General features: G+C 31.1%; 11 protein-coding genes. All 11 read right to left on the bottom strand.

Going from position 1 to position 11,401, the window contains the following annotated elements; all coding sequences use genetic code 11:
- The coding region (locus tag HMPREF2837_RS10405; protein ID WP_148131874.1) for an aminoglycoside phosphotransferase family protein at positions 1 to 535 on the bottom strand (535 nt) is incomplete at its 3' end.
- A gap of 526 nt (positions 536 to 1,061) precedes the next feature.
- A complete protein-coding gene (locus HMPREF2837_RS10400; RefSeq protein ID WP_023918143.1) occupies positions 1,062 to 2,429 on the bottom strand; it encodes a sensor histidine kinase in 1,368 nt (455 codons plus the stop codon).
- On the bottom strand, positions 2,420 to 3,079 hold the full coding sequence (locus HMPREF2837_RS10395) for a response regulator transcription factor (protein WP_004252839.1): 660 nt from the start codon (positions 3,077 to 3,079) through the stop codon (positions 2,420 to 2,422). Before HMPREF2837_RS10395 ends, HMPREF2837_RS10400 begins: the two co-directional genes overlap by 10 nt.
- A 75-nt stretch (positions 3,080 to 3,154) precedes the next feature.
- The gene (gene pcfG, locus HMPREF2837_RS10390) at positions 3,155 to 3,895 is read right to left on the bottom strand and encodes a lantibiotic protection ABC transporter permease PcfG (protein WP_049517878.1); all 741 of its coding nucleotides are present in this window, start codon (positions 3,893 to 3,895) and stop codon (positions 3,155 to 3,157) included.
- Positions 3,895 to 4,635, bottom strand: a complete 741-nt coding sequence (gene pcfE, locus HMPREF2837_RS10385; protein WP_004252835.1) for a lantibiotic protection ABC transporter permease PcfE — start codon at positions 4,633 to 4,635, stop codon at positions 3,895 to 3,897. The genes pcfG and pcfE overlap by 1 nt, the downstream gene beginning before the upstream one ends.
- 4 nt (positions 4,636 to 4,639) lie before the next feature.
- Positions 4,640 to 5,341: a lantibiotic protection ABC transporter ATP-binding protein PcfF gene (gene pcfF, locus HMPREF2837_RS10380; RefSeq protein ID WP_004252834.1), complete on the bottom strand. Its 702-nt coding sequence runs from the start codon at positions 5,339 to 5,341 to the stop codon at positions 4,640 to 4,642.
- 286 nt (positions 5,342 to 5,627) lie between these two features.
- Positions 5,628 to 6,227 carry a hypothetical protein gene (locus HMPREF2837_RS10375; RefSeq protein WP_004252832.1) on the bottom strand — a complete coding sequence of 200 codons (600 nt, stop codon included), beginning with the start codon at positions 6,225 to 6,227 and terminating at the stop codon, positions 5,628 to 5,630.
- Between the two features lie 652 nt (positions 6,228 to 6,879).
- Complete coding sequence (locus HMPREF2837_RS10370; RefSeq protein ID WP_004252828.1) at positions 6,880 to 8,361, bottom strand: LA2681 family HEPN domain-containing protein; 1,482 nt, start codon at positions 8,359 to 8,361, stop codon at positions 6,880 to 6,882.
- 128 nt (positions 8,362 to 8,489) lie between these two features.
- A complete protein-coding gene (locus HMPREF2837_RS10365) occupies positions 8,490 to 10,247 on the bottom strand; it encodes a DUF4365 domain-containing protein (RefSeq protein WP_004252826.1) in 1,758 nt (585 codons plus the stop codon).
- A gap of 284 nt (positions 10,248 to 10,531) precedes the next feature.
- Positions 10,532 to 11,008, bottom strand: a complete 477-nt coding sequence (locus HMPREF2837_RS10360; protein ID WP_075230924.1) for an SseB family protein — start codon at positions 11,006 to 11,008, stop codon at positions 10,532 to 10,534.
- A 21-nt stretch (positions 11,009 to 11,029) separates the two neighbouring features.
- On the bottom strand, positions 11,030 to 11,401 hold a 372-nt coding region (locus HMPREF2837_RS11820), incomplete at its 5' end, for an aminomethyltransferase beta-barrel domain-containing protein (RefSeq protein ID WP_315940830.1).

Below are 11,401 nucleotides of genomic sequence, written 5' to 3'. Positions count from 1 at the left end.
TGAAATTCCCGATATGATAATCTCCATGTTGGAAAACCTGAGGTCTATCTTTTAATAATTCTCTATTTGCATTTAAAAAATCAATAAAAATCTGACCATTCTCGTATTGAACGGGGCATTCTTTGTATTTTTTGATTTTGTCATCAATTTTACGATTAAAAAAGGGTTCCCAATCTTCACGAACTTCTGTAACAGGAAGTGAATGAATTTTTCGAAGTATACTTCCTGCTTCTACTCCGTAAGTGTATTGTTGTTCTTTCGAAACAGTTAAAATGGTTTCTCTTGCATCTTTCCCGTCTATCCATTCGTGTAAAGAATGCACTTCATCATCACAGAGTTCTATACTAATCGGTTTACACATCGGAATTCCAAGAGAAGCTACTTTCTCCATCATATCATATTCAGATTTTTTAGAATCTAACTTCTCCTTATCAGAAACACGCAAGAAATATTTTTGCTGATTTTGATCTGTCACACAATATTTTTTATCATCTGACCAGCCTTTATTTATGGCTATCTTACTAATAAAATTCATCAAGCACTCTCCGATTCACTTTCCAACACTTCTTGCAGTTTTCACTAGTAACCCATCCAGTTCGTCTACACTTTAGTTTCCAATATGTAAAAATATCTTAATAATACGCTATCTAGTTGCTTTCCCTAATAATAAAGTTAAAATGTGTCTCACCGTATCTGAAAGCTGATAAACTAAATCGATATAAAATTCAGTTGATGATTTAATAATCATATCAATTGTTTTCATACTTTCTACTTCCTAATCAACTTTCAAATATATAGCGTTTTCATTATTTTCTTATCCTATTATATCATTATTCAAAATAAAAAACTGCAACTTACTAGTTGCAGTTAAACACAGATTTTCTTCCGTTCCTACTAGAAATTTATAAGTTAACATTTAGAATTTGTTCAGTTATCAAAGTTCATTTAGCTTTCTACTATGTAAGATTCTTGCTTGATAGCGGAGTAAATTTTCTATTCTACACCAAAAGCAAAAAGGATATATTTTTAATAAATTCCATTTGAAAACAATTCCTGTTCTATTATAGTAATGGTAATTCTAACTTTACACTTGCACCATGTTTATCCGAGTTGTTTTCTAATATGATGCGTCCATTATGTAATAACATTATTTTCCAAGAATTATATAAACCTAAACCATAGTTTGTAGCTGAATGTCTACTCTTATCTCCACGGTAAAATTGCTCCGTTCCTCGTTTTAAATCCTCATTAGAAAATCCTGGGCCTTCGTCTATCACAGATATTGAAAGTATCTTATCTGTAGTCATTATTAGTAATTCAATGTTGGATTTGTCTGGTGAATATTGAATAGCATTACTAAATATATTTTGAATGACTCTTTCAAATAATTGTATATCTATCATTACATCTGAATCTTCACAATTAATAGATTTAGATATAGTACGGTCATGTATTAGTGTAATCTCTCTCGCTATTTCACTAACTCTTTCGATTATTTCTGACACCTTTACTTTTTGTAAATTCAACGAGTTTAATTTAATTGACTGATTCATCTCCATCAGAGCTTTTGTATAATCTGATATACGTGTTGAATTTTTTATAATGTACGCTACATAATCTTTTTGTTCATCAGTTAGATCAGTTACCTTTAACAATTCAGCATTACCTTGGACAATAGAAACCGGAGTTTTTAAGTCATGCATTAATGCCGATATCTGACTTCTCTTATTCTCTTCTTTAATCCAATTCTCTCTTAATGAATCACTTAAGGCTTTTTTCATTATATCAAGGCTATTTAAGACATCATTAAATTCTTTGATATTTGAACTTCCTATTTCAAAGTCTAATTCATGGTTGGCGATTTTATCTGATGCATCTAGCATTGGAGATAATTGCCTTGTTATTCGTTTTGCCCAGATTAGAGTAGCCACAAATGCACTCATTAAAAAGAAAATGATTAATAAAAATATTAATAGTAAATCTATGCTAGGGAAATATTTTTCCATCCAATCATTATTGTAGCGTGGCTCTAGTGAATAATGGATTAATACATATCCATCATTCCTTTTAAATTCTATAAATGAAGAAGATGGAGTTGAAAATCCCTCATGATTGTGAAAATTCTTAGCTTTCAGTTGAATAGCTTCATCCATATTAGTTTTTATCACTTCACCATCTGGCGATAAAAACATATAGCTAGCTCCTTTAGGTATCAATGCTTCATCAAAGTCAATTTTATTTAAAATTTTATATTTATCTTTTTGTAATAAATTTTCTGTATGGTTAGCCGGAACAATCAAACCAACACTATAAAACGCTGTAAAAGTTAATAAAGCTAGTACGATGGCACATCCTAAACCAACTCCAACAGTCATTAAGTATTTAAGAAATACTATTTTGAGCGACTGTCCTTTTCTAATTAATTCCATTTATAACCAATCCCCCAAACTGTAGAAATTGGATTTTCACCAAATTTTAAGAACTTTGCTCTAATATTTTTTACATGTTCTGATATGGCAGAAGAATCACCAATCCCATCAAATCCAAAAATCATTTCATATATTTGTTCTCTTGAAAAAACTTGTCCCTTTCTCTTTGCTAAAAGTTTAGAAATTTGATACTCAGACTTTGTCAGATGAATTTCTTCTTCCTTCACAAATACTTGATTGGAGGATAAATCAAATCTTATATTCCCTAGGTTTAAACTCGAATGTTTTTCTCTTTGTTCTCTTCTCAGATGAGCTTCTACCCTTGCTAACAATTCACCAACACCAAATGGTTTGGTAATATAGTCATCTCCTCCACTTAATAAGCCATCTACTATATCCGTTTCCATTGCTTTTGCAGTTAAAAAGATAATCGGACAATCCACTTTGCTACGTATATTTTTACAATAGCTGATTCCATCAACCTCTGGCATCATTACATCAAGTAATATTAAGTCATATTTCCCCAAACTATTTTCATCAATATCTACCGTGGTTTGGTAAATATCAACAATATGATCTCCTTTTATTAAAATATTCTTGATTAGAGTCAGCATATCTAATTCATCATCTATAGCAAGAATTCTTGCCATACCAAACCACCTCCATATTTATAAATATTTTATTATTATTATACCATATTCCATTTACAAATACATTTAGAGCTATTATTCACTGATTGACTTTCCACCCCACCTATTGAACCATAATAAAGAGCCAGTAAAAATGACTACTGTAATAGGTATTGCTACATAGCCCCACATGGTAAACTCTTTAATTAAATATGAGCTATCAGCCAATTCACTTCCAACAATATATGTTGCAGATAATCTCGATGCCCAAGTACAAGGTAAATAATACCAGATATTTTCACCTAAATTGGTTATTGAAAGTAAAGCAATCAACGTTTCCACAAATCCCAATCCAATAGATGCACCACCACCTAACATAAGTGATACGCATAAATGAATCATATATGTAGATAAACATCCTATAAAAACTAATAATAATTCAATTAACCAAGCCATAGTCGCTTGATTACCAAATAGCATTGCAAATATAAAAACTGCTAAACTTATAGAAAATAGAAAACTCAATAAGAGCATTATAAGTTTTCCGCCATAAGCCTTGCTTCTGGATTTTGTAGTTGATAGAATCACTTGAAATCGTCCAGCACTTGCTTCCATGTCAACAACCTTAGATGTGATAGCACCAAATATTATTGGTAAGATAGCACCTAAAAGCACAAAATAATTCAGTATGATATCCATATCAGAAAAATTTTTTAGACTTGTAAATGTTGCTGCTCCATAAAATATTAGTGCATATAAAACAGGTAAGATAAAGTGAGCCCAGGGAATCCATGTATGCTTCAATTTATAAAACTCTGATTTTAATATTTTCATCATTACTTCACCTCTTGCTTAGAAAACCATTTTGCAGTAATGAAAGTCAATAATGTAAACAAACATATTGATAAAATACAAGGAACAAGTAAGGATGTGTTTAAAATCATTGGATCTGATACTTCTGTTGGGATACCGTTCGGTAAAATACGCATAACGGGTACCATCAATCTAATCCCCCAAGAATAAGGGCAATAAATCCACATAGAACCGTCAGCTAACAAAATTCCTAACACAAGACCTAATACAGCGTTTACTACAATGCTTGCTATAAACCCAAACTTTTTAGCCAGGAAAAAACAAAATGGAACTTGCCATATGTTAGTTATAACCAATAATACACTTGCGAATAATAATGTCGTGAATGCATAGTTTCCTGTTAATTGTTCTCCAATGAAAAATTGAAAAACAAATACTCCTAGCATATGCAAAATAGCAGTTATACTTAGATAAATTGAAGCTGTTAATATTTTTGAAATCCATATCGTTTTTAAATCAATATTGAGTGGAAAAATTGCTCGGTAGTTTAATTTTCTCTCTTCTTTTCTATGCATCATTGCTGGTATTAAAGCGAAAGTTGCTGGCATAATCATCACATACCACCAATTATATGCATTTACACTAAAATATAATGGCATTAATACAAACGCAACAAGTAAAGATATAATTGGTGCAATAAATAATATCTTCAACAAAAAACTGTGTTTGTGTTTCAAAGTTTCTGCAAAAATATAATTTTTCATTAATCTATACTCTCTTTCCATTCTTTACAACATCCATAAAAAGTTCTTCTAAATTTTCATTATGATCAATGATGTTTTGATATTTTAATTCTCCATCATGAATAATTCCTATGTGATCTGCAGTATGTTCTACTTCTGCCAGAATATGGCTTGATAAAATCACTGTTATCCCTTTTTCAGGAAAACTACGTATCAAATCACGTAATTCTTGAATTCCTAATGGATCTAATCCGTTTGTCGGTTCATCTAGTATCAATAGTTTAGGATTATTTAATAAAGCAATTGCAATACCTAATCTTTGTTTCATCCCCAAAGAAAATTGACCGCTTTTCTTTTTTCCGGTATTTTTTAAATCTACAATTTCTAAAACTTCATCAATTCTTGCTTCAGGCAATCCAAGTAATAATGTTCTAACTTTAAGATTTTCTCTTGCACTTAAATTTTCGTATAAGGGTGGCATCTCGATTAAAGCACCAATATCTGATAAATCATTTCTACTCCATTCATGTCCTTCAAACATAATTTCACCTGACGTCTTGTGTAACATACCTGTAATCATCTTTAATGTCGTAGATTTACCTGCACCATTAGGTCCTAGTAATCCATATACTGAATTTTCCTCAATTTTTAATGACACATTATTTACAGCTTTTTGTTTTCCAAAAACTTTTGTTAGCTCATTTGTTTCTAAAATATATTTGTTCATATTTTATTCCTCCTTTAATCTTGTAAATAGTATAAAAAATAATTTTAAGGATTCTGTAAGGAAAAAATATTTTTAAAAAGTAGCAAGAAAATTCTAATATATTAAATGTTTTGCATTTTTTTCTTTAGTCTTTTATGCCATATTTCATATACTTCATAAATAAAAAAGGCAGAACCAGAGTTCTGCCATAAATAACCATTATTTATCTTACAACTTCAATCTCCACCTTACTCTAAATCAAATTTTAAGGAATTGAAGTATTCTCTTTTTAATCCTATAGATATGCCTATTCTGTTCGAGTTTCAGCTAAATATATTCTCCATTCAGCTAATTCTTCAGGCAAATCATAAACAGTTTTTCCATTACATTCATAGATTTCAGAGATTCCTGGTGAGGTCTTAGAAAAAGTTTTCCAAGCTGTCACTAGTTCTTCTACAAATTGAATATTATGAGGTTCAAAAAAGTCATTAAATTTCGATAGTTCTTTACTATAAATTGTCACAACATTATAGCTATCAAGCATGATCTCATCATGACTTTTATGCCCACCAAATCCAAACTTACTTAGTCCATCATTAACAAGCAAATCACCGTATCTAATCAACAGTTCTAGGCATTCCTCTCTTGAACAACCATCAATATAATAAACATCCTTATGGGATTCCTTGATAATATTCTTTGCTATTACTTTTTCTCTATCAATACTGACAGGCAATTCCAAAATAAAAAACAAGGGCTCGTCATGAATCGCAATAAAGTGTTGAAAAACCTCTAATATTTTTTCTGAGTGTACATTCGCCATCAAATGATGTTCAGTTAACTTTGTAAATGATTCAAACAGGTTTTCTACCAAGGTAACTCGGTGACCTTTTACTAAATTCAACATTATGCGTCCTCCAGAGTATTTAGACAATATCCACATTTATAATTACATTATACCATTAAACCCCTAAAAAGACTGCAACTTCCCAGTCACAGTCTCTTATAAATCTACCTCAGTTCCTTCAAGGAAAGTTATTACAATTTGTCCAGCTTCTGAAATAGATTGATAGCATGTCAGACTATAGTATCCAGAAGCCATACTTGAACTATTACTCTGATTCTTACCCTCTATTCGATTAGAGAAGCTACCTTCACGCTTTTCATTATTTCTTTCGTTCACTTTTAAGAGCAGAGAAACACTCTCAGCGGTTCGCTGTTACCGTATCGTTTCGTCGTAAATTCCTTACTCTAAGACAGCTGTCCCATGGGCAGAACATCTTCTTCTACCTCGCTGATGCTTCAGCTCGTACAAGCAGTGATACCGCCTCAACGTGAGTTTTAGAGGACTAAATGGAGTCTGAATTGCCTGATAGAGATGTAGTATTGATTAAGCAATCAACAAATAATGTACAAAACAAAAATAAAGTACACTGCTTAATGAGTGTACTTTATCCTTCTAATTCAGTTTTATCAATGGTTTAGCTCTAGTTAAGTCGATTAGTTAAATGAATTTAGACTATTGCTTTTTATAACGACCATAAATTGTATGCTTAATGCTATAATTTATCTTCCAAATCTACTTCTTCATAATTTATCGGAATTAAAGCAACTTCACTGCTTAGAGTAGATTGTTTTTCATTTTCACTTATTTGAATGGCATTTTTTAATGAAAAAATAACTTCTCTTACAAGATTTAATAAATCTAATGTACACTCTTGCAATTCAATTTCAGTTAGATATAATCTGCTTTCGTCATTGTCTTTATTTACATCAATAAAATTCAATGTAATATTAGTAAATCTATGCTCTAAATAATTTCTAATAGTTTTTAATAGCTTTGCGTGTGGATTTGCTGTTAAAGAATTATCACCATTATCAAAATCTTTCGATATCCAGAATATAGAAGACAAACCAATATTTTTATCCAACAATTTATTTAAATTACTATTTGTTCTCCAGATTGAATGAAAATTTACTTGTCGAGGCATGATTTTTAGACAATAATATTCATTTATAAGCATTGCTACTTTATCTAATAATGAATATAGTGTTTTAAAAGCTGCTTTTAATCCTTCAATTCTGATAGAGTATTGTACGTAGTCTAGACAATCAATAAGATTAACATACTCGTCAGCATAATGAACCGAATCAATCTCAATGCTATTAAAACAGAGATAACGCGCATAAACATATTCTTGCTTAATTTGATTAAACATAGAAAAATATTTGTTTAAATCTTTATCTGATTGAAATAATAAACTTGGTAGTAAAAGATTATCATCATATCTATTTATATCGTCAGCTTGTAAGTCATTAAGTGGATTAAGATACAGCCCGTTGTTCCAACACCATTCGCGATACTTTTGTGAATTAGGATTATAATCGATGGTTTTACAAGAGCATTCATCTAAGTCTTTATAATTAAGATATTGTTCGTAAAGTTCAATAAATCGCTTTTCTGCATAATCAACTCTGTTTGGATCTGAAACAGTTATACTTGTTTCTATTAAATTTTTAATTTTTTTAATAAAGTGAAGATGTTCGTTATCATTCAAAAAATTACGATAATGATGTAGACAAATAGCCAAGTTACCACTAGCCATTGTGAATCTTGGATTGATTTGTATACATTTACAATACATCTTAATAGCTAACTGTTTTCTACCACAAGCATCTAATAGATTTGCGTAATTGGTGTATAGTGAACATAATAATGGGTGAATAAAGCTATTGTTCTCAGGATCTATATCAATATTATTTGAAATTTCGATAGCTTTTCTAAAGTAATAAATTTGTTGAACTGTACAATCGGTATCTATGTTGAATACTAGGTTATTACTTAGTTCAAATATATCACCATATGCTGTCCCAATAGAATAAAATAATTGAATTTTGGAAATATCATCAATAGTATTTTCCATATTTTTTCCAAATTCTATTAGTCTATAGATTTCCACTATATTTTTATGTTTAAAAGCATTATCGAAATCCTTTGACAATTTAAGTACACTATGATTAATTGGATTATTTGTTAACATCTTCATCCTAAATATTTCGATTTTAAATTTGATTTTCCTTTATTTTCTTGTTCTTCAACTAACATATCAGATAAAAACTCTTTTATCATATTAAGATTAAGAAAAATTCGAGTTGCAATAAATTTAAGTTATAATACCTTATATAAATTATAAATAGGGTAAACCTGATATCTTTCTTGAGTTTCTTTATCTAACTTAGTCCAAAATAAATCAGCTTGTGGTTTTGATTTTAATAACACTGATGCACCAAAACAAATTTCATCATTATCTTTATTATTTAATAAAATATTAGTAAGCTTCTCTATTTCAGTATTATCTAATTCACGATTTCTATATTTAATTTGAAGATCATTTATGATGCTTATGCTATTTTCTTTTATATGGTTCATGTTCCAGTCAGAAAGACGTTGAGCCCAGTTAAGCAACTGTTCTTTTTTTGAAACTTCTTCTGTCATATCGGCTGCAGCAACTATTTTTATTATGGTATCGTCAGCACACACGTTTTCTACACTACAGTCAACTAATCTTTGGTATGAGGCAATAACCGAATCAAAGTTACAGTTATCAATTGTTAACCAATCTTCGGGCCTAAAAACCTCAAATAAAGAAATATCCTCATCCTCGCCTCTCCTGCACCAAGGAGTTTCAGTGAAAATATCTATCATAGTTCCATTATTACCTTCATGAAATGCATATAGAGTACTAATATGTATGTTAGCAATCTTAAGATTAAACAATTTCGATTCCTCGTAATTTAACGCCACCTTGTTTTTTAATACTAGACCTGAATTAAGGATATTTAAATTTCTTTGAGATTGTTCATTAAAGAGGGATAAATCAAGCTCTTTTTTTATCCCCATTTTCTTTATGAAATTTGATATTTTCGACAATTCTTTTATATGGCTATCTAAATCAAGCGAATTAATATCCGATAAAGACCGTTCATCTAGTTCTATACTAATACCATTGAGTGTGAAAAATCCTACTTTTCCTAGTTCTTTAAGTGCCTGAGTACACTTTATAGCATCTGACAGCATATTAGGTCTTGAATAATTAAATTTAGGTTGAGCTTTCCCATTGTTAAAGGATATTTTAAAACCTTCCCCAAAATGAAGCTGTACCTCTCCGTCAGGAAAATAATGTCTCTCTATATCTTCAAAAATATAATCTCCTATCTCAATAATTAAATCTGTTGCTTCGAAAGTTTCAACAATCTCTATTGAATTTTCAAGTGGAATTTCGATGGCAGTTTCAGGATCCCTAAGATAAAGAAAGAGGTCGTGTTCCTTCTGGTAATTAAATATTCCTTCATGCCCCTGACCATAAAAGTAAAGCTTGATCTCTTTATTATTGGGTATATTTTCAATTGACATCCCATCGATATTTATAAAACTATGCTGTTTCTGACTATTAGTAACAAAATCAACTAACATCGAATAAATTTTTTGTTCATCTAGTTTATGAATCTGTACCGAAAGTGTTTTATAATTTGCAGACTTATTTTTTAATTTACTTCTTTTAATTATTTTCTTTATAGAAAAAGGTGGCAGTGATTTATAATAAATATCTTTTAAATTGCTATTCTCATCTAACCAAACTACGAATAAAACTACCCCACCGTTTTTTGAATACAATTCTAAATCACGCATATCTACTGGGAAAGATTTCATTGAATTGTTCTTACGTTTAGTTGCTTTAATTTGGACAGGTACTCTCCCAAATATTTCGCTCTTTTTCTCACTAGCATTTTTAAGAACATGAATTTCCCCATCCCACGCTGGAGTTTTATCATTGTTATCGAAATAAGTCTGAAGCAACTTATTTCTGTTAATAAATGTTGCCAGATATGAAACGCCTAACGTTTCAATTTGTCTATTATTTGCCAAATTATCACCTCATAACATAACACTATGTATTATTTATTATACCATCAACAAAATAAAAATCTATATCTTGTGTTCAATTGAAACTTAAATAAGCTTCAAAAAATGTACAATTGAACCACCACTTCTTCTACACCTATTAGAGTCGAAAATGTACAAATCAATTTCTTCGATTAGATGATATTATGTACTAGAAAACATACAAAATAACACTCCAGAATAATGTACAAAATAAAAATAAAGTACACTATTTAAAGAATGTACTTTATGCTTCTAATTCATTTGTATCAATGGTTTAAGTCTTGTTTGGTCAATTGTACATAAATTTTTAGTTTTGATTGGCGAATTGCTTCAAAAGCTCCTTTGTCAATCTCAACTGGGTCAGAAAAGGCATCCAGAACAATCCCTCTCACAGGAAGACTCTCCATCCCTTCCGCAGCAAACAAACAGTCCGTAAGAGGCAATTGCAACCAAGAAAATCGGTCATAATAGTCCTTGGGGATGTCCTGAATTTCTAAGAAGCAAGGATAAAAGTAGTCATCTCCCTTTTGCAGAATATCCGGTTTTAGGCGAGCACCTTCTTGTTCGTCACTCTCACCCATCAGATAAGGATTGAAGGGAACCCAGACTCTAGCTTGCTTCAATTCCTTAAACAAGGCCTCTATCGACTCTGTCGTTTTCTCCCTCAAATACTCTTTTTTATAGTCCGAGAGAGTCATTGACTTCTCTTTTTTAGCCGTTTTTTTCTTAAAAAACTGAAACATTCTCATTCCTCTTAGAAACTCTTAAATGTACTGACAAACCTTGCCATCACGGTAAGCATTATCAATCAAACCACCACCGAGACACTCTTCACCGTCGTAAAAGACAACTGCCTGTCCTGGTGTAATGGCTCGCTGTGGCTCCGCAAAGATGACTTCTGCCTTGTCTCCTTTGACATGAACAGTCACCTTGGAGTCAGGCTGACGGTAGCGGAATTTAGCTGTGCATTCTAGCGTAAATTCCTCTGGCATATCACGAGTAAAGTGGACCTGACTGGCTTCTAAGCTAGTTGACATAAGCGAATCATGGTAAAAACCTTGACCTACATAGAGAATGTTCTGGCTCAAATCTTTGCCGACAACAAACCAAGGAGCATTATCACCGCCGTGTTGCCC

Source organism: Streptococcus sp. HMSC071D03, assembly GCF_001812125.1.
In the GTDB taxonomy this organism is placed as follows: Bacteria; Bacillota; Bacilli; order Lactobacillales; family Streptococcaceae; genus Streptococcus; species Streptococcus pseudopneumoniae_N.
This window is presented reverse-complemented; position numbering and strand designations above follow the sequence as displayed.

What these genes read in the sequence shown, in the direction of transcription:
- HMPREF2837_RS10400 (WP_023918143.1), bottom strand. Translation starts at nt 2,429, where the DNA reads ATGGAATTAATTAGAAAAGGACAGTCGCTCAAAATAGTATTTCTTAAA.
- pcfE (WP_004252835.1), bottom strand. Translation starts at nt 4,635, where the DNA reads ATGAAAAATTATATTTTTGCAGAAACTTTGAAACACAAACACAGTTTT.
- HMPREF2837_RS10360 (WP_075230924.1), bottom strand. Translation starts at nt 11,008, where the DNA reads ATGTTTCAGTTTTTTAAGAAAAAAACGGCTAAAAAAGAGAAGTCAATG.
- HMPREF2837_RS10395 (WP_004252839.1), bottom strand. Translation starts at nt 3,079, where the DNA reads ATGGCAAGAATTCTTGCTATAGATGATGAATTAGATATGCTGACTCTA.
- pcfG (WP_049517878.1), bottom strand. Translation starts at nt 3,895, where the DNA reads ATGATGAAAATATTAAAATCAGAGTTTTATAAATTGAAGCATACATGG.
- pcfF (WP_004252834.1), bottom strand. Translation starts at nt 5,341, where the DNA reads ATGAACAAATATATTTTAGAAACAAATGAGCTAACAAAAGTTTTTGGA.
- HMPREF2837_RS10370 (WP_004252828.1), bottom strand. Translation starts at nt 8,361, where the DNA reads ATGTTAACAAATAATCCAATTAATCATAGTGTACTTAAATTGTCAAAG.
- HMPREF2837_RS10375 (WP_004252832.1), bottom strand. Translation starts at nt 6,227, where the DNA reads ATGTTGAATTTAGTAAAAGGTCACCGAGTTACCTTGGTAGAAAACCTG.